The organism is Mesorhizobium sp. B4-1-1 (assembly GCF_006439375.1).
In the GTDB taxonomy this organism is placed as follows: Bacteria; Pseudomonadota; Alphaproteobacteria; order Rhizobiales; family Rhizobiaceae; genus Mesorhizobium.
Genome location: NZ_VFTH01000015.1, coordinates 141,447 through 159,991, shown reverse-complemented (window position 1 = coordinate 159,991; position 18,545 = coordinate 141,447). Strand labels below are relative to the sequence as shown.

Sequence of the window (18,545 nt, the reverse complement as noted above, 5' to 3'; positions counted from 1 at the left end):
TCACCGTCACCGCCCTCGACGGCACCACCAAGCAGGTCAGCTTCACCATCCACGGCGTCAACGACGCGGCGGCGATCACCGGCACGAGCAGCGGTTCCGTGACCGAGGATGCCGTGCTGACCGTAAACGGCGCTCTGACCGCCGCCGATCCTGACGCCGGCCAGAGCTCGTTCTTGGCGCACAACAGCATCAATCCGATCGCGGGCACATACGGCTCGCTGACCATCGATGCCAGCGGCAACTGGGTCTATACGCTCAACAATCCCGCCGCCAACGTTCAGGCGCTGAACACGGCGGACCACCCGCACGACCAGATTCATGTGACGTCGGCGGATGGTACCGACCATGTCATCGACATCACGGTGAACGGTGCCAATGAGCCCGTGACCAACCATGCGCCGAGCGCCCCGGTGTTCGTCCCGGGCTCGGCCCCGATCGCCGATGGGAATCCTATCGATTTGGGCCACTTCTTGTCTGTGGATCCCGATGCGGGCGATAGTGTCTCCTTTGCAGCTACCTGGAGTGGCTCCGGGACAGTCGCGGTTGCAGCAAACGGAGAACTGACCGCCAGCGTCGGACTAGGAAGCTCGGCAACAGGCACTCTTACTGTCACCGCCACTGATAATCATTCGGCTTCATCGGCTCCACAGTCGTTCACCGTTTGGATCGGCAACGCCAATGGGAGCAACGTCGACAACACGATCACACTGGTAAGTACCGATCCGACTATCGCTGACGGTCGAGCAGGCACGGACAGCGTCACCGGAACCTCTGCCGTCGACTACATCTTCGGTGGTGCGGACAACGACACGATTATTGGAAAGGCGAACGCCGATTGGTTGGTCGGCGGCGACGGTGCCGACCATTTCGTCTACACGGCGGTTGCCGACTCCACCCATGCCGCCTTCGATACCATCCAGGACTTCGTCCACGGGGCGGACAAACTCGACTTCCTGAACGCACTCAATCTGACTGGCACTCCGACCAACTTAGGTGCTTCGACAATGCTTGGCGCGCACAGCGTCGGTTGGACGACGGATGGAACGAACACCGTTGTCTACGCAAATGTCGGTACGTCAGCCGAGGCGATTACAAGCGGTGCGGACGTCATCGAAATCCACCTCCTGGGGATGACCAATCTGAGCAGCGCAGACTTCAATCTGCATGCCTGATCGCAGGAAGACGATGAAGTGGCAGATAAGATGATGCAGGACCATTCTGCGCTCAAGCTTGCCCTCTCCCGTTGCCGCGGCGGTTTCGCCGCGGTGGCGGGGTTCAGCTTCTTCATCAACCTGCTCGTACTCTCGACCTCGATCTATATGCTGCAGGTCTATGATCGCGTGCTGACGGGACGCAGCGTGGAAACGCTCGTCTATCTGACGCTGATTACGACGGCGGCGCTGGCTGCAATGGGCGCGCTCGAATTCTTCCGCTCGCGGCTGCTGGTGCAACTCGGCACCTGGATCGACCGCGTGCTGTCGCCGCAGGTACTGGGCCGCGGGCTTGAGAACGCGTTGCGCGGCTCATCTTACCGCACCGAGGCGCTGCGCGACCTCGCCACGCTGCGCGGCTATCTTGGCGGCGGCGGCATCATGGCGCTGTTCGACGCGCCATGGATGCCGCTCTATCTCGGCTTCATCTTCCTGCTGCATCCCCTGCTCGGACTTCTGGCGCTGGGCGGCGCGATCATCCTGTTCGGCCTCGCCCTTGCCAACAACGCACTGACGGCCAACACGCTCAAACAGGCCAACGCCGCTTCCGCGCGCGCCTACCAGGCGGCGGATGCCGGTTTCCGTAATGCCGAAGTCATCGACGGGATGGGCATGGGCGGCGTGCTCGCCCGGCGTTGGGATGCGGCCAATGCGTCCGTGCTCGCGCTGCAGACGACCGCCAGCGACTGGGCCGGCCTGATCAATGCCTTCACCAAGCCGTTCCGGATGTTCCTCCAGGTCGCGGTGCTGGGGCTCGGCGCCTGGCTGTCGCTGCGCCATGAAGTCTCGCCCGGCGCCATGATCGCGGCCTCGATCATCATGTCGCGCGCGCTCGCCCCGGTCGAGCAGGCTATCGCAACCTGGAAACAGACGACCGCCGCTCGCGAGGCCTGGCGTCGGCTGGACCGGCTGTTCGAGACGCCGTCGCTGCGCCCGCCGGGCATGGAATTGCCGCGTCCCCAGGGACGGCTCTCGGTCGACGCCGTCACATATATGCCGGCCGGCGCCAAGGAGCCCGTGCTCAAAAACCTCTCCTTCGCCGTTTCACCAGGTCAGGTGCTTGCGGTGATCGGGCCGTCGGCCGCCGGCAAGTCGACGCTTGCCCGCCTGATCGTCGGCATGCTTTCGCCGCAGCAAGGGCGGGTTCGGCTCGACGGTGTCGACGTGTTTGCCTGGAACCGCGCCGATTTCGGCTCCTATGTGGGCTATCTCCCCCAGGACGTCGAACTCTTTCCCGGCACCGTGCGCGAGAACATTGCCCGCATGGAGCAAGGCGATCCGGCGGAGGTCGTGGCCGCCGCCCGGATGGCGGGCGTGCACGAGATGATCCTCAGGCTCCCAAATGGCTACGATACCGAGATCGGCGAACAGGGTTCGGTGCTCTCCGGCGGGCAACGCCAGCGCATCGGCCTTGCCAGGGCGCTCTATCGCCGTCCGGCGCTGGTGGTGCTGGACGAGCCGAATTCTAATCTCGATGCCGTTGGAGAAGAGGCGCTGAATCAGGGGATTGCCGCAATGAAGGAGGCAGGCTCGACGGTGATGATCGTCGCCCACCGCCCGTCGCTGATGGTGAACGTCGATTGCGTCCTGGTGCTGAACGATGGCCAGTCGCAGATGTTCGGCCCGCGCGACGTCGTGCTTGCGCAACTGCGCCGCCCCGAGCAGCAGTCCGCTCCGCCGCAGGTCCGGGTCGTCAGCTCCGAAAGGACCGGGTCGTGACGGAAGCCGCGCTGTCGTTGAAAATGCCGCCGCCACCGCCCGCCTGGCCGGCGGTGAGCGCCCATGTCTTCGGCGGCCTGACTGTCATCGGCCTGCTGTTCGGCGGCTTCGGCCTCTGGGCAGCCACCGCGCCGCTGACGAGCGCGGCGGTCGCGTCCGGGGTGGTGAAGGTCGACAGCAACCGTAAGACCGTACAGCACCTGGAAGGCGGCATCATACGGGAAATCCTGGTCCGGGAAGGAGACTTGGTCAAGCGGGGTCAGATACTGGTCCGCCTCGACGGGCTCGACGCGGAATCCGACCGCGATGCCGTGCGCGGCGAACTCGATTCCGCGCTCGCCGGCGAAGCCCGCCTGATCGCGCAGCGCGACGGCCTGAAGACAATTCCTTTTTCTGCGAACCTGTCGGCCCGGCAAAGCGACCCCACCGTCGCCGAGGCCATGGCCGGGCAGGAGCGCATCTTCCAGGACCAGGCCAAGGTTCAGGCGTCGGAGGTCGAGGTCTGGCAGCAGCGGATCGCCCAGTACCATGCCCAGATGTCGGCGCTCGCTGCGAGAGTTGCGGCCTTCGAGATCCAGTTGCCGTCTCTGCGGGAAGAGCTGGCGGACGCCCGCACACTTCTCAAGAAAGGCTATGGGGTGAAGTCCCGCGTGCTCCAGCTCGAACGGCAGGTCATCGCCGCGCAGGGCGAGGCTGACTCGAACCGTGGCAATATAGAAAGCCTGCGGCAGCAGATCGCCGAGGCGGACGCGCAGATCGACAATGGCCGGCTCTCCTATGTCAAGAAGGCCGCCGAGGACCTTCGTGACGTCCAGACCAAACGCTCCGAGCTCGAAAAGGCGCTTCAGAAGACCGACGCGCGCGCGGCGCGCCGGGATGTCGTTGCGCCGGAAGATGGGGCGGTAATGAATCTTCGGTATTTCACGCCGGGCGGCGTCGTGCCCCCCGGCGGGGTTATTCTCGATCTGGTTCCCGGCCAGGACAAGATGGTGCTGGACGTCAAGATTCAGCCGCTGGATATCGATGTCGTTCGCCCCGGTTTGCCGGCGACGGTGCGGCTCGTCGCCTACAAGCAGAGAACCACGCCCACGGTGAAGGGCGCCCTTACCCGGGTTTCGGCCGATGCCGAGATCGACGAGCGCAGCGGCGCGACGTTTTTCAGGGGGACGGTCGAGGTGGGTGCCGATGAACTCAAGAACCTCCCGCAAGTGAAGCTATATCCGGGAATGCCGGTGGACGTCTCCGTTGTCACCGGCAAGCGAACCCTGCTCGAATATCTCTTTCAGCCGGTCGCCGACAGTTTCGCTCACGCCTTCAAGGAGGAGTGAAAAGGCCGCCAGCCTCCAGTTGGCATGGCATTCACGACCGTAGCTCCATCGTGCGGGCGCCGCGAAGCGGCGGCGCCCGACGCTCGCTCGCCGACAGGATGCAGTTGCCGGCGGCAAAGGCATCGTCGCCGATCCAGCCGGCGATCTGCTCGAGCAGGCTGGTCTTGCCGGAGCCGCTCGCGCTGAGCATCGTCGGATGGCCTTTTGCGAGGAGCAGGCAGATGGGTGCTCGGATTGCCCGGCCGTCTGGCGCGCGGCGCTGCAGCGCGCCGTGGCGCAGCGGTCCGGGCTTGTCCGGTGCAGATTCGCGTCTGTCGGCCGCGGTGCCGCGCGTCCCTCGGCCGATCTCGCCCCGAGCGGCGTTGCGGCGGAGCATGGCAACCAGCATGCGCGATGCGCCATTCATGGCTTCGCCCAGTTCCAGCCAGGAGAAGGCCTCGGCCAGCGTTCCTTCCGGCACGTAAGCGTTCGTCGAAACCCAGGCGATTTCCTTGTCTGCCACGGGTAGGTTCCCGGCGTCGGCTTGCCGTCCGGCTCTGGCTGGTGTCGCTGCTCGCAGCGCGCGCCGGCACCAATTGCGGCTCGTGCCGCTCGGAGATCAGGGTGATCATCGATGCCCGCCAGGTAAAGGCGGCGGAGTGAGCCGCGCCTGTCACGGCCACGTCGCTTGGTTCTATCGGTCCTCGACGATCCGCAGATACGCCGCCGTCACGAACAGCACGATGAAGCCGAACAGGATGCGGCGGCCGCCTTCGGGCATTTGCAGGATGGTGAGCAGCGTCGTCAGCACGGTCAGGATCAGCGCGCCGATGATGGTGCCGGTGTAGCCGCCGCGGCCGCCGAAGATCGAGGTGCCGCCGATGACGGCGGCGGCTACGGATGGCAGCACCAGCGGTTCGGCGAGCGACAGCGAGGGCGCCTTGATCAGGCCGATATAGAGCAGGCCGGTGATGCCGGCGAGCAGGCTGGAGAGGACGTAGAGGACGGTGATGACCTGCCAGTAGCGCACGCCCGACAGTCTGGCCGCGCGTTCATTGTCGCCGACGGCGTAGAGCAGGCGGCCGAAGCCGGTGCGGTTCAGCATGAAGACGATCAGCACCGCCACCGGGACGAACAGCAGAAGCGCATTGGGAAAACCGTAGGTGACGCCGGTGCCCAGCCAGCTGAGGAAATCGGGAATCTTGGCGCCGGATGCGATCACGGTGCGCTGGTAGACCTGCAGGAATCCGGTGCCGATCAGGCTGGTGCCCAACGTCATGATCAGCGGATGCACGCGGAACACTCCGACGCCGATGCCGTTGACGAGGCCGATCAGCACGGCGGGCAGCATGGCCAGCAGGAAAGCCACCGCCGGATCCTGGTTGACGATCTGCGTCGCCATGATGAAGGCGCTCATCGTCGCCACCGTGCCGACGGAAAGGTCTATGCCGCCGGTCAGCATGGTCATGGTCTGGCAGCCGGCGAGGATCGCCAGCGGGATGGCGAATTTCGCCGTGTTGGCGAGCCAGCGCTCGTTGACGATGCCGGGGCGCAGCACCTGCAGGATCGCCACGAGGATGATCAAAAGGATGATCAGCGGGATGAGCGGCCGGTCCGCCATGAAGCGCTTGATCCGGCGGCCGAACGAGACCGTCTGGGGCATGGTCGCGATGTCCGTCATGGCGTTGCTCCTGCCGGGCGGCTCCGCATGGTGATGAAGGCGCCGAACATCACGACCGCGACCATGATCGCGCCTTCGATGATCGCGGTGACGTTCGGATCGATGGCCAGAAGCGTCAGGTCGGTGCGCACCAGCCTCAGCACGAAGACGGCGATGATCGGCCCGAGCAGGCCGCCCTTGCCGCCGCCGAGCGCGACGCCGCCCAGCACCACCGCGGCGACGCTGGCCAGCAGATAGGGCCCGGGGATGGGCGCGCCGATGCCGGTGCTGACGGTGAGCGACAGGCCGCCCATCGCCGCGAACAGGCCGGAGAGCGCATAGGCGATGATCCTGGTGCGCGCCACCGGCACGCCGCTCCGGAAAGCGGCGAGCTCATTGCTGCCGATGGCGTATATGGAGAGGCCGAGGCGTGAGCGCCTAAGCGGAATCCACACGATGCAGAGGCAGACGACGAGCAGCACCAGCGCCTTCGGCACCCAGGCGTCCGCCCAATCCGGCAGGCCGGGGATCGGCACGGTGCCGATGACGCTTGCCTTCAGCCATTCGGCGGCGGCGCCGCCGGGGGCGCCCAGCACAAGCAGCGCCGCGCCCTGCAGAACGAACAGCATGGCCAGGGTGACGACGATGTCGGGCACCCGGGTGACGACGATGAGGAGGCCGTTCAGCGCGCCGAGCACCAGCCCCATGGCCAGCACGAAGGGCACGACGAACAAGGCATATTCCTCGCTGGCGCCGTTCATCATCGAGGCGGCGGTGACGCTGGTCAGCGCCATCATGGCGGCGACCGACAGGTCGATGCCGCCGGCGATGACGACGACGGTCTGGGCCGCGACGGCAAAGGCGTAAGGCAGAACCGCGCGCGCCAGCGAACCGAAGTCGCCGCTGCCATAGCCCGGCTGGATCAGCTTGGTGACGACGAAGAGAAAGATCAGCAGGGCGAACAGGCCTGCGACCCAACCCTGGTTGCGGAGAAAGCGGCTCATGACGCGGCCTCCGCGCTGGAACCGGGTTTGACCTCGGCAAGGATGCCGACATCCGCCTTGGCGCCGCGCGGCAGGCCGTAGGCTGCGCGCATCAATGCCGCTTCATCGGCTTGCTCGACCGGGAAAGTGTCGACGACGCGGCCGCCGAAGATGACGATGACGCGGTCGCAGACACGCTGCACCTCTTCCATTTCGGATGTGTAGAACAGCACCGACTTGCCCTGGCCGGCGAGTTCGCGCAGCAGCTTGTAGATCTCCTGCTTGGTGCCGACATCGATGCCGCGCGTCGGATCGAAGCAAAGGATGGTGCGGGCGTTGGCCGCGATCCAGCGGGCGATGGTCACCTTCTGCTGGTTGCCGCCGGAAAGGCGTTGCACCTCGCCCTGGGCGCGGGTGTCGATCTGCAATCTGGCGATGGCGCTGGAAACCACCACCTGCTCGCGGCGCATGCGGATCGGGCCCCATTTGCGCAGCGCGGCGCTGAAGGGCAGCGCGATGTTCTCGCGCACCGAGCGCTGCATGGCCAAGGCCTCGGCGCGGTCGCCCGGCACATAGGCGATGCCGGCCTGGATGGCGTCGCTCGGATGCGAGAATTTCACCGGCGCGCCGTCGACGTCGATGGTGCCGCCGGTCGGACGGATCGAACCGGCAAGCGCTGCGAAGAGCTCGTCCTGGCCCTGGCCCTCGAGCGCAAACACGCCAGCGATCTCGCCATTGGCGAGCTCGAAGGAGACGTCGTTGAGCTTGGTGCCGAGCTGCAGGTTGCGGACCGACAATCGCGGGCGGCCGCCGCCGGCAACCGCCACATCATTTGCCGCGCGCGCGGTGACGCGTGTCTTCTCGATGCGGGTGCCGAGCATCATCTCGACTATTCTTTCCTCGACGCCCGGCTCGATGTCGACGACACCGACCGTGGAGCCGTCGCGCAGCACGGTGGCGCGGTCGCAAAGCGCGGAGATCTCGACGAAACGGTGCGAGATGAAGATGACGGAGCGGCCGGCATCGCCTTGGCGCCGCACGACCTCGAGCACCTTCTCAGCAAGGTTCGCGGGCAAAGCCGCGGTCATCTCGTCGAGCAGAAGCACGTCGGGTTCGACGGCAAGCGCGCGCGCCAGGTCGAGCACGCGCAGGATGGCCAAGGGGATATGGCGCGCCGTCTCGCGGATATCGAGGTCGGGAATGCCGAGCTCGCGCACCCAGGCGCGGAACGGCTCGACCGGCGTGCCGGTCAGCCGCAGATTGGACAAGACATCGAGATCGGGGATCAGCGCCGGCTCCTGGTAGACCGGCAGCAGTCCGGCGCGGCGGGCGTCGGCGGGCGAGCGGACATCAAGCTGCTGGCCGCGGATCAGGATGCGCCCGGCGTCCGCCTTGATCGCGCCGGTCAGGATCTTCACCAGAGTCGACTTGCCGGCGCCGTTGGCGCCCATCAGCGCATGCACCTCGCCCGGCAATACGGACAGCGAGGCGTTGCGCAACGCGGCAACCGCGCCGTAGTTCTTCGCTACGCCTGTGGCGTCGAGGAGGAGGTTGGTGGTCAAAGCTTTCTCGATCCAGAGCGTTTCACCGTTTCATGGAAACGGCGAACCGCTCTATCCTTTTGTTTTATGCAATTCCGGACGGAAAACCGCTCACACTTTTCCTGGAATTGCTCGAAGGCTCAAATTATGCGTGCCAAATCAAATGGCAAGGACGCCAGACCTTGGTCCAGCGTCCTCGCGCTTGCGTCCGGATCAGGCGCTTATTCGCCCGGGCCCTTGCAGGCTACGATCTGCTCCTTGGTGTAGGTCGTCCAGTCTGGGATCGAGATCGAGACCGGCCATTCGGGGCTGAGCGAGGGATCCACGACGCTCTTCAGCTTGGCCTTGCCTTCGTCGGTGGCGTTTTCCCAGAGCTGCGGCTCGACCAGCACGGTCTGCTGCGCCGGTTTCTTGCCGTCGAGGATCTGCAAGGCGAGCGTCACGCCGGCGCCGCCGATCGAGCCGGGATTGGTGACCGCGGCGCCGACCAGGCCCTTGACCGAGCTGAGCTGACCGACGAAGCCGGCATTGTCGGCGCCGACCACAGGCACCATCGGCGCCTGCTGCTCGACCAGCGCGTCGACAATGACGTTGTCGATGCCAGAGGTCCAGATGCCGTTGATCGGGGTGCCGGTGGCGAGGAAGGACAGGATCTGCTGCTTGGCCTGGTCCTGCTGCCAGCCGGTGAAGACTTCCTGCGCGACCTTCACGTCAGGGAATTCGGCGAGCGCCTTCTTGAAGCCTTTGTCGCGATCTGAGTCGGCCGAAGCGCCGGCGGCGCCGCGCATGTAGAACACCTCGCCCTTGCCGCCCATCTGCTGGAACAGCCACTTGGCGCCGAGATAGGCATATTGTTCCTGGTTGTTGGAGATGATGTAGGCGGACGGCTCGGTCACCGCCTGGTCGACGGCGACGACGACGATGCCGGCCTTGGTGGCTTCCTCGAGGCCGGCCTTGATGCCGGCCGGATCGGCCGGGTTGACGACGATGGCGTCGACCTTGGCGCTGATCAGGTTGCGGATGTCCTCGAGCTGGCCGGCGGCGTCGGTGTTGCGGTGGGCGATGTTGAGCTTCGTCACTTCGCCGGATGCGAGCGCCTGCGCCTTCATCGCGCAGATCATTTCCTCGCGCCAGCCATTGCCCTGCACGGTGTTGGAAATGCCGATCGTATACTTGCCGGCGGCGGCCGAAACGCCCACCGAGGCAAGCAAGGCGGCGCCGGCAAGGAGCGAGGCCACGGTCAGATGTCTTTTCATTTCAGTACTCCTCCACATTGATCTTTTCAGTTCAGTTCCAGGGCTCCGACGCGGTCGGAGCCGAGCTTTTCGTCATTTGATGAAGGGGCGCAGCACGTCGCGGGCAAGCAGGAAGCCGCGCTTGACCTTTTCATCCGTCCCCTCGAAGCGCCGGTCCTCATGCTCGATGATGACCGGCCCGTCATATCCGGCCCGATAGAGGCCCGAAAAAATCCTGCTCCAGTCGATGTCCCCAAGCCCCGGCATGCGCGGCACCTGCCAGCCTATGCCAGCCGAAAGGATTCCGCGCTCGTACAAACCATCATGATCAATCATCAGATCCTTGGCGTGCACATGCAGCATGTTCTTGCCGAACTCGCGGATGAAGCGCTCCTTGTCGATCATCTGCCAGACGAGATGCGAGGGGTCGAAGTTCATGCCGACGTCGCCGCCCCAGGCTTCGAGGATGCGGCGCCAGACATAGGGCGAGTAGGCGATGTTGTGCCCGCCCGGCCATTCGTCATAGCTGAAGATCATCGGGCAGTTCTCGAAGGCGAGTTTTACACCGTGCTCCCGGGCGTGGGCGATGATCGACGGCCACACCTTCTGCGCGTCTTCCCAGTTGGCGTCGATAGTCTTCGAAGCGTCGCCGCCGCAGAAGGTGTTGACGAGCGGGACTCCCATGCGGCTCGCCAGCACGATCACTTTCTTCAGATGATCGATCACCGCTTCGCGATGCGCCCGGTCGGGATGGAGCGGATTGGGGTAGAAGCCGAGGCCGGAGATGGCCAGGCCCTTGCCGGCTAGCTCGGCGGCTATGTCCTTGGCCTGCGCGACCGAGACGTCCACGTCGATGTGGCTGGTGCCGGCGTAGCGCCGGCTGGCGCCGGAAGTCTTCGGCCAGCAGGCGATTTCCAGCGCCTCGAATCCGACAGAGCGCGCCCAGTCGGCGACTTCGCCGAGCGACGTATCCGGAAACGGTGCTGTCAGCAGTCCAAGCTTCATGTTCCCTCCCAGTTGCTAACTATGCAGATCGCGCCGGCTGCTTCAACCGCGCATCGGTTGGCCCAGCGCAGACTTGTCCGACAAAGCCCATCGGATCGCCTGAAAGCAAGCCGTCGAGCCCGGCGACCACATGCGCCCGGAAGATCGCGTTGGCGGACAAGGACGGGTCGAAGATGGCGTCGATGGCGAGGATCGAACCGACAAGCGCGTTGCTGTCCGCACCGATGCGGTCGGCGATCGCCGCAATTTTCTCGGCAAAGGGGTCGGACACCTGCCAGGCGCGGCCGAAACGCGCGGACGCCTTTATCAGATAGGCCATCCAGCCGGCGACCGCGACCGACAGCAGCGCAATGCTCTCGCCCTTCGCCAGGCGGTCGCGGATCGGGTTGAGCAGGCGCTGCACGATCTTCTGCGAGCCGTCGGTGGCGATCTGGTGGTTGCGATGGCGGATCGCCGTGTTGGCGAGGCGCGAAAGGCTCTGCTCGACATAGGCTGTCGGCGCCATGCCGGGCACGGGCATCAGCGTCGGCAGAGTCTCCTCGGTCAGCATGCGGCGGACGAAGCCTGCCAGAAGCGGGTCGGCGATGGTCTCGAACGTGTGCTCGAAGCCGCCCAAAACGCCGAGATAGCTGAGCGTCGTCTGGGCGCCGTTCAGGACGCGCATCTTGAGATGCTCGAACGGTGTGACATCGTCGACGAAGGTCGCGCCGACGCGGTCCCAGCGCGGCACGCGACCGGCGAAGCGGTTCTCGATCACCCATTGGCGGAAGCGCTCGCCCACCGCCACGGCGCCGTCGCGGTACCCGAAGCGCCGCTCGACCGTGTCGATATCGGCCTCGGTCGTCGCCGGCGCGATGCGATCGACCATGGCCGAGGGGAAAGCGACATTGGCTTCGATCCAGTCCGCCAGCTTCCCGCCGCGGCGCTCGGCGAAGGTGCGCACGACATTGCCGAGGATAAAGCCGTTGGTGGGGATGTTGTCGCAGGACAGCAGCGTCACCGGCCGGCCATGCGTGGCCATGCGCAGTTCCAGCGCCCTTGCCAGAATGCCTGGCACGCTGCGGGGTGTCTCGGGATTGGCGAGATCGTGCGCGATGTCGGGATGGTCGAGGTCAAGCGTGCCGCTCGACGGGATGTGGCAATAGCCTTTTTCGGTCACCGTCATGGTGACCATCTCGATGCCGGGCGAGGCGAGCACGTCCAGCGCCGGCGCCGCACTTTCCTGGCTGTCGACGACGCGAACGATGCTGCCGATGATGCGCGCTTCGACCTCGTCGTTCTGACGGATCAGCCGCGTGTAGAGGCCGTCCTGGCGCCCTAGCGTGGCGGCCAGCAGGGGAGAGCGGATATTGATGCCGACCAGTCCCCAGCGGTCGAAATCCTTCGCCAGCAGATCGTCGGTGTATTCGGCCTGATGGCAACGGTGGAAGGCGCCGACGCCGATATGGGCGATCCCGGGCTTCAGCGCGGCGCGGTCGTAAGCCGGTTTGCGCACCTCCGACGGCACTCGGCCGAGCAGGGCAGGGCCGAGCTTCTCGGCGCTCACCGGTTGGCTCCGATCACCCATTGCTCCTGGTCGATCAGCGCGCCGGTCATCGGGCCGGCCGCGTCGGAAAGCAGGAAGACGGCAAGGTTGGCTATGTCGGTCACGGAGAACAGCCGGCCGAAGGGCTGCGTCGCGTTCGCGGCGTCGAGCCAGCCCGGACCCTGGCCGAGCGTCTCGGCCTGCATGGTCCGTTCCGCCGGCGTGTCGGTCCAGCCGACATTGATGCCGTTGACGCGGATGCGGTCGAAGCGGTGGGCGTTGGCGGCGTTCTTGGTCAGCGTCGCCAGCGCGCCCTTGGTGGCGGAATAGACGGCAAGCTCCGGCGAGCCGCAATGCGCGTTGATCGACAGGATGTTGACGATCGAGCCGCCCTGTCCGCGTTTCTTCATGTCGGCGACCGCCGCCTGCATCAGGAAGAAGGGCGCGCGGGCGTTGACGGCAAACAGCGATGACCAATCGTCGAGCGTGGCGTCGACGAAAGAGGCGCGATCGGTCAGCCCGGCGGCATTGACCAGGCCGTCGATGCAGCCGAAGCGTTCGATGCAGGCCTGCGCCAGCCGCGCCGGGGTTTGCGGATCACCGAGGTCGGCGGAAGCGAAGGCGGTAGCGGTGCCCATGGCCGAGAGCTCTGTCGCGGCAGCGTCGCCACGTTCCTGGTCACGACCGGTGATCAGCAGTCCGGCGGCGCCGGAACGCGCGGCGATCTCGGCGATCGCGCGGCCGATGCCTTGCGTCGCGCCGGTGACCAGCACCACCTTGCCGTCGAGACGAACCTCCATTCCTCCTCCCGGAACAAAGTTTCCATTTTTTCAAATATGGAACGATGGTTCTCTTTAGTCAATCGTGCTAGAGCGGTTCGCCGTTTTCATGGAATCGGTGAACCGCTCTATCTCCTTGTCTTTCGCAATTACGGACGGAAAACCGCTCACGCTTTTCCTGGAATTGCTCTGGTCAACCTGTCCGCTGCGCGACGACGCCGTGGACCAAGGCCATGCCGACCGCGAGCGAGGCGGCGAGCGAACGGAAGCCGCCGAAATCCTGCTCGACCACTTCCAGCCAGGTGTCGGAGAGTTTTACCAGCGGCGAAAAGGTGCTGTCGGTGATGGCGACGATGCGCGCCTTGCGCTCATGCGCGACGGCGACGAGGTCGGGCGTGATCGAATTGTAGGGACTGAAGGAGACGGCCAGCACCGCGTCGCGCGGCGTGATGCAGCCGACCTGGTCGAGCGCGGTCGAGCCGACATTGTCGACCAGCACGTTGCGCACGCCCTGCTGCGAGAGCGTCAGCGACAGATAGGTGGTGACCGGGAAGGCGCGCTTGCTGCCGATGACATAGATCAGCTCCGCCGCCGCCAGATGGTCGATCATCGTCTCGAAACTCTCGATGTCGACCCCATTGCCGATGCGGCCGAGCGAGGCCTGGCAGGCACCGACCATGCCGTCCAGGAAATGCAGGTTCGCATTGGGCTCCGGGGCTTTTTCCTGGTTGCCTTGTGTATCCGACCAGGAGCCTTTCATGCGGTCCTTGAACAGGACCTGGAAATCGGAAAAGCCGGAATAGCCGAAGATCTGCGCGAAGCGCACCAGGGTCGAGGGCTGCACGCCGGCCTGGTCCGCCACTTGCGCGATCGTGCCCAGAGCCACGTCGCTCGGATGCTGCCAGAGGAAGATCGCGACCTGGCGAAGCCGTTTCGGGAAATGCACGGTGCCTGACGAGAGCACCGCCCGCAGCTCTTCATAGGTTTGCGGCTTGGTGTAGCCAAGTGCCGCCAGCGACCGGCTCCGCTTTCTCGCCGCCGTCTCCAGACTATGGGCGGACCGCTCGTCGGCCGCTTTGCCGCGGCCGCTCATAGGATATGCCTCATCGTGACCCCAACCGTCGGATGCGTCATCCGATCCCTGCCCTCCGGATGCGGTCCGCTGGATCAGGACGACGTTTCGTTGAACCGTCGTCCTGATCCAGCTCGCTGTTGAAGCATGATCTTTTCCGAAAACCGGTTCCCACTTTTCGGGATCATGCTCTAGCTGGACCTGGATCAAAAGCTAACGCGGTACAATCGTTTTACAAACCAAAAAATAGAAATATCATTCGAAAACAACTGCGGTCGGTCCGATAAACATCGGCGACGACCGGCACATCGAACTTGGGAGAATAAACGCAATCATGGTCTATGCAACCGCCGACGGTACGTCGCGTCAACGTCTCCGGGTCGGCATGGTCGGAGGTGGCCGCAACGCCTTCATCGGCGCCGTGCATCGGCTGGCCATGCGGCTGGACGACCAGATCGCGCTGGTTGCAGGCGCGCTGTCCTCGGATCCGGAGAATGCGATCGCCTCCGCCGCTGAGATCGGCATCGCGCCCGAACGCAGCTACACCGACTACCGCGCCATGGCGAAGGCCGAAGCGGCACGGCCGGACGGCATCGAGGCGGTGGTCATCGTCACGCCCAACCATCTGCATGCGCCGGTCGCCACCGCCTTCCTCGAAGCCGGCATCGACGTCATCTGCGACAAGCCGCTGTCGACGACGCTTGAAGAGGCGCAAGCGCTGGTTGCGCTGACCAAAGCGAAGAAGCGCCGCTTCGTCGTCACGCTCAACAACACCGGCTACGCCATGGTGCGCCAGGCGCGCGAGATGGTGGCGGCGGGCGAACTCGGCCGGGTCGTGTCGGCGCACAGCGCCTATATTCAGGACTGGCTGACCAAGCCGATCGACGCCGAGGGCCAGAAGCAGGCGGAATGGCGCACCGATCCGGCGCGCGCCGGCCAGTCGGCGGTGCTCGCCGATATCGGCGTGCATGCCTTCAACCTGGCGAGCTTCATTTCCGGTTTCGAGGCCGAGGCGGTTAGCGCCGACCTCTTCACCGCCGTGCCGGGCCGGCGGCTCGACGACAATGCGCATGTGCTGCTGCGCTGGGCGGGCGGGGCGCGCGGCACGATCCTCGCCAGCCAGACTTCGCCCGGCCACTACAACGACCTCTCGGTGCGCATCTATGGTGAGAAGGCCGGGCTCGAATGGTCTGGATCGCGGCCGGAGGAGTTGCGCTTCTCGCCCTATGGCGAGGAAACACGCATGCTGGTGCGTGGCGGCCATGGCTCGACGGCGGAAGCGCGGCGCGTCTCGCGCATGCCGGCCGCCCATCCGGAAGGCTATATCGAGGCCTTCGCCAATTTCTACCGTGACGCCGCCGACATTATTCGCGCGCACCGCTCGGGTGGCACGGTCGATCCGGCGCGCGTGGCGCAGATCCCAGACGTGGTCGACGGCGCGCGCGGCGTAAAGTTTGTCGCCGCCGCGGTGGCGTCGAACGCGGCTGGAGGCGCGTGGACGCCGGCGCGGTTCGGGTGATTAGCCCTTGATCGCCGAGCCCGTGACGCTGCACGACACCGACGTCATCTACGGCGTCTACCGCGAACGCATGATCGAGGCGCAGAAGAAGCACCTGCCGACCTTCCAGGCGACCATGCGTGGGGAATGAGTGATTGCCATGGGCGGCGCTTCCAGCGCCGCCCATGAGCCATTCAAAGCCGGCGCCGCCTCGGCGTGGAATGCTTCGGCGGCGTGTCGTTCTCGTCGGGATTGGGGATCGGCTCCTCGTCAGGCAGCCGATCCGGATCCGGCTCGCGCACCGGCTTCGGTTCGGGGATGGGCGGCGTGGGCACTGGCGTGGGAGCCGGGTCCGGATTGGGGAGAATGGCCATCGCGTTTTCCTTCCGCCGGTGCTCTGCTGCGATCCCAACAAGCGGGATGTCCTGCCCGACCTGAATGATGAAGGTGACCGCCGCACTCGGACGCTTCGTCGGGGGCGATCGGCGGCACAGGCTGACAGAACGGTCGCGCCCGCGGATGGTTCCAACACGATCGGGCCGCGCGATGGCGGCAGATGACGATCAAATGATTCTACGTGCCTGTTTCGGCTCTTGCCGGCGTCGGTCGGCGCCTTAAATCCCGTTGTGGACGGGGGCCATCTGCCGACACAGGAGACGGCCGTGAAGCACCAAACCCTTGACCAGATCAATGCCGTTGCCGACGTTCATGCCGAAGCACCGGCTCTCATCGCCAATCGCGGCCAGCGCCTTGAACGCTGGGCGCAACTTCTGGAGGATAGTCCGAGCCGCCGCCTCACGGCGCTGGCAGGCACCGAATACGCCGCACCCGACGTGCGTGAAAGAATGCGCACAGACGGATCGGCGATCACCATCGCTTTCGAGGACCCGATCTTTCGCGCGCAAGGCTTGCGCGACGACACTTACGGCGAAGCCAAGCGCTTTTTCGAGATGAGCGACTGGCAGTTGCATGAGGTCGTCTGCCATTGCCATGTCGGCGCCAACATGCCGGCCCGCTGGGCGGCATCGCGCGTGCGGGCGGCGATCTCGCCAGGTGCGGGCATTCTTGCTTGGCTGAGAGCGGTGTTCATGCGTTAGAGCGGTTCACCGTTTCATGGAAACGGCTTTCCGCTCCACCGTTTTGTCCGACGCAATTCCAGACGGAAAAACGCGGGCGCTTTCTCTGGAATTGCTCTAGCGCTGGCCGCGATGCCCGCGATCGCGACCGTTCAAGACTTCGATGGGAATGACGGAGACGTGGCGGGCTCTCCGCGCTCCCTTTTGTTCAGCGATCGATCTCGCCGAACACGATGTCGAGCGAGCCGATGATCGCCGCGACATCGGCCACCATGTGCCCGCGCGACAGGAAATCCATGGCCTGGAGATGGGCGAAGGACGGTGCGCGTATCTTACAGCGATAGGGAACGTTGCTGCCGTCCGAAACCAGATAGACGCCGAACTCGCCTTTTGGCGCCTCGACCGCGGCATAGACCTCTCCGGGCGGCACGCGGTGGCCTTCGGTATAAAGTTTGAAATGATGGATGGTCGCTTCCATCGAGCGCTTCATGGTGGCGCGCGGCGGCGGCGTGATCTTCTGGTCCGGCACGGCGACAGGACCTTGGCCATCCGACGAGCGCAGCTTTTCCAGGCATTGCCGCATGATCCGCACCGACTGGCGCATCTCTTCCATGCGCACCAGGTAGCGATCATAGCAGTCGCCGTGCTTACCGATGGGGATGTCGAAATCCATTTCGGAATAGCATTCATAGGGCTGCGCCTTGCGCAGGTCCCAGGCGGCGCCCGAGCCGCGCACCATGACGCCGGAGAAGCCCAGGCCCCAGGCGTCGTCGAGCGAGATCGCGCCGACATCGACATTGCGCTGCTTGAAGATGCGGTTGTCGGTGAGCAGGCCCTCAAGATTGTCACAGGCCTCCAGGAACGGATCGCAGAAATCCCAGATGTCATCCAAGAGCTGACCCGGCAGATCCTGGTGGACGCCGCCGACGCGGAAATAGTTCGCATGCATACGGGCGCCGGAGGCGCGTTCATAGAACACCATCAGCTTCTCGCGCTCGGCGAAACCCCATAGCGGCGGCGTCAGCGCGCCGATATCCATGGCCTGCGTGGTGACGTTGAGAAGATGCGACAAGAGCCGCCCGATCTCGCAAAACAGCACGCGGATCAGTTGGCCGCGCCGGGGGACGGACAGTTCGAGCAGCTTTTCGGCGGCAAGGCAGAAGGCGTGCTCCTGGTTCATCGGCGCGACATAGTCGAGCCGATCGAAATAAGGCAGAGCCTGCAGATAGTTCTTGTATTCGATCAGCTTTTCTGTGCCGCGGTGGAGCAGGCCGATATGCGGATCGGCACGGTCGACGATTTCTCCGTCCAGTTCCAACACCAGCCTGAGCACGCCATGCGCCGACGGGTGCTGCGGCCCGAAGTTGAGCGTGAAGTTACGGACCGCTGCTTCGGTCATGACGACCTCGCAAGAGTGAGTATCGAAGGCGGACCGCGGCCCGTCAGCCGCCGTCCAGCCGGGTCATGCCGTCGTCTGGATGATCAGGGTCAGCGTGCCGTCGCCGTCGATGTTGGCTGCGACGACCTGCGAGGAATTCAATCCGTTCGCATGCAGAACCGACGTCGCCTCGGGCGAGGCGTCGACCGAACTCTGCAGCTTGGCCAGTTCCTTGGCGGTCGTCCTGGTGACGATGGCCTCGGCCTGCGCCTTCACTTCCGAAGGCAAATCCTCGAATGCGACCACGACAATATTGGTGACGTTCTGGCCGGCATTGTCCTCGCCAGGCTGGGCCTGGTCGGGGGCGGGCTGCTGGGCCGGCGGCAGGGCTTGCGGCGGCTGCGGATCGGCGCGTTGAGCAGAAGTGGGCTGCGCCAATGCCATTGCCGACAGCGTCAGGACTATCGTCAACATGCGCATCGTCTTTCCTTTCCATCTGGAAACCTGACGACACAACCCCCGGGGCCGGACGATGGTTCCCGCGCATTCGCCGTAC

18 protein-coding genes are annotated in these 18,545 nt (G+C 65.1%); 6 read left to right on the top strand and 12 right to left on the bottom strand.

Annotated elements, in window-relative coordinates:
- From FJW10_RS21035 to FJW10_RS21025, 3 genes are all read left to right on the top strand, one after another.
- Nucleotides 1-1,172 (top strand): VCBS domain-containing protein (locus tag FJW10_RS21035; protein WP_181177614.1); only part of this gene is annotated, 1,172 nt, incomplete at its 5' end.
- An 18-nt stretch (nucleotides 1,173-1,190) separates the two neighbouring features.
- Nucleotides 1,191-2,930: a type I secretion system permease/ATPase gene (locus tag FJW10_RS21030; RefSeq protein WP_246674333.1), complete on the top strand. Its 1,740-nt coding sequence runs from the start codon at nucleotides 1,191-1,193 to the stop codon at nucleotides 2,928-2,930.
- Entirely contained in the window at nucleotides 2,927-4,258 is a 1,332-nt protein-coding gene (locus tag FJW10_RS21025; protein ID WP_140901485.1) for an HlyD family type I secretion periplasmic adaptor subunit, read from the top strand. The genes FJW10_RS21030 and FJW10_RS21025 overlap by 4 nt, the downstream gene beginning before the upstream one ends.
- A gap of 31 nt (nucleotides 4,259-4,289) precedes the next feature.
- On the opposite strand, the gene FJW10_RS21020 is transcribed toward FJW10_RS21025, so the two are convergent.
- The 9 genes from FJW10_RS21020 to FJW10_RS20980 all read right to left on the bottom strand — a co-directional run bounded on the left by FJW10_RS21020 (nucleotide 4,290) and on the right by FJW10_RS20980 (nucleotide 14,058).
- The gene (locus FJW10_RS21020) at nucleotides 4,290-4,760 is read right to left on the bottom strand and encodes a hypothetical protein (RefSeq protein ID WP_140901484.1); all 471 of its coding nucleotides are present in this window, start codon (nucleotides 4,758-4,760) and stop codon (nucleotides 4,290-4,292) included.
- A gap of 171 nt (nucleotides 4,761-4,931) precedes the next feature.
- Entirely contained in the window at nucleotides 4,932-5,918 is a 987-nt protein-coding gene (locus FJW10_RS21015) for an ABC transporter permease (protein ID WP_140901483.1), read from the bottom strand.
- Entirely contained in the window at nucleotides 5,915-6,901 is a 987-nt protein-coding gene (locus FJW10_RS21010) for an ABC transporter permease (RefSeq protein ID WP_140827161.1), read from the bottom strand. The genes FJW10_RS21015 and FJW10_RS21010 overlap by 4 nt, the downstream gene beginning before the upstream one ends.
- Nucleotides 6,898-8,442, bottom strand: coding sequence for a sugar ABC transporter ATP-binding protein (locus FJW10_RS21005; protein ID WP_140901482.1), 1,545 nt, complete (start codon nucleotides 8,440-8,442; stop codon nucleotides 6,898-6,900). The genes FJW10_RS21010 and FJW10_RS21005 overlap by 4 nt, the downstream gene beginning before the upstream one ends.
- Nucleotides 8,443-8,642: 200 nt before the next feature.
- Nucleotides 8,643-9,677 carry an ABC transporter substrate-binding protein gene (locus tag FJW10_RS21000; protein WP_140642493.1) on the bottom strand — a complete coding sequence of 345 codons (1,035 nt, stop codon included), beginning with the start codon at nucleotides 9,675-9,677 and terminating at the stop codon, nucleotides 8,643-8,645.
- A gap of 72 nt (nucleotides 9,678-9,749) precedes the next feature.
- Nucleotides 9,750-10,661, bottom strand: coding sequence for a sugar phosphate isomerase/epimerase (locus FJW10_RS20995; protein ID WP_140901481.1), 912 nt, complete (start codon nucleotides 10,659-10,661; stop codon nucleotides 9,750-9,752).
- Between the two features lie 19 nt (nucleotides 10,662-10,680).
- Nucleotides 10,681-12,207, bottom strand: a complete 1,527-nt coding sequence (locus FJW10_RS20990; RefSeq protein WP_246674332.1) for a mannitol dehydrogenase family protein — start codon at nucleotides 12,205-12,207, stop codon at nucleotides 10,681-10,683.
- A complete protein-coding gene (locus FJW10_RS20985) occupies nucleotides 12,204-12,986 on the bottom strand; it encodes an SDR family oxidoreductase (RefSeq protein ID WP_140901479.1) in 783 nt (260 codons plus the stop codon). Before FJW10_RS20985 ends, FJW10_RS20990 begins: the two co-directional genes overlap by 4 nt.
- Nucleotides 12,987-13,158: 172 nt before the next feature.
- On the bottom strand, nucleotides 13,159-14,058 hold the full coding sequence (locus FJW10_RS20980) for a MurR/RpiR family transcriptional regulator (RefSeq protein WP_140901478.1): 900 nt from the start codon (nucleotides 14,056-14,058) through the stop codon (nucleotides 13,159-13,161).
- A 313-nt stretch (nucleotides 14,059-14,371) separates the two neighbouring features.
- Here FJW10_RS20980 and FJW10_RS20975 point away from each other — a divergent pair, with 313 nt between their 5' ends.
- A complete protein-coding gene (locus tag FJW10_RS20975) occupies nucleotides 14,372-15,556 on the top strand; it encodes a Gfo/Idh/MocA family oxidoreductase (RefSeq protein WP_140901477.1) in 1,185 nt (394 codons plus the stop codon).
- A gap of 7 nt (nucleotides 15,557-15,563) precedes the next feature.
- Nucleotides 15,564-15,686, top strand: coding sequence for a hypothetical protein (locus FJW10_RS30990; protein ID WP_281405135.1), 123 nt, complete (start codon nucleotides 15,564-15,566; stop codon nucleotides 15,684-15,686).
- 43 nt (nucleotides 15,687-15,729) lie between these two features.
- Here the strand turns inward: FJW10_RS30990 and FJW10_RS20970 are convergent, their stop codons facing one another.
- The gene (locus FJW10_RS20970; RefSeq protein ID WP_140827174.1) at nucleotides 15,730-15,909 is read right to left on the bottom strand and encodes a hypothetical protein; all 180 of its coding nucleotides are present in this window, start codon (nucleotides 15,907-15,909) and stop codon (nucleotides 15,730-15,732) included.
- A 288-nt stretch (nucleotides 15,910-16,197) separates the two neighbouring features.
- On the opposite strand from FJW10_RS20970, the gene FJW10_RS20965 reads away from it, so the two are divergent.
- A complete protein-coding gene (locus FJW10_RS20965) occupies nucleotides 16,198-16,632 on the top strand; it encodes a hypothetical protein (RefSeq protein ID WP_140642478.1) in 435 nt (144 codons plus the stop codon).
- Between the two features lie 187 nt (nucleotides 16,633-16,819).
- Here FJW10_RS20965 and FJW10_RS20960 read toward each other — a convergent pair whose 3' ends face one another.
- Both FJW10_RS20960 and FJW10_RS20955 read right to left on the bottom strand, forming a co-directional pair.
- Nucleotides 16,820-18,010, bottom strand: a complete 1,191-nt coding sequence (locus FJW10_RS20960; protein ID WP_140901476.1) for an NADH-quinone oxidoreductase subunit D — start codon at nucleotides 18,008-18,010, stop codon at nucleotides 16,820-16,822.
- A 63-nt stretch (nucleotides 18,011-18,073) separates the two neighbouring features.
- Entirely contained in the window at nucleotides 18,074-18,463 is a 390-nt protein-coding gene (locus FJW10_RS20955) for a hypothetical protein (protein ID WP_246674331.1), read from the bottom strand.
- Nucleotides 18,464-18,545 lie beyond the last annotated feature (82 nt).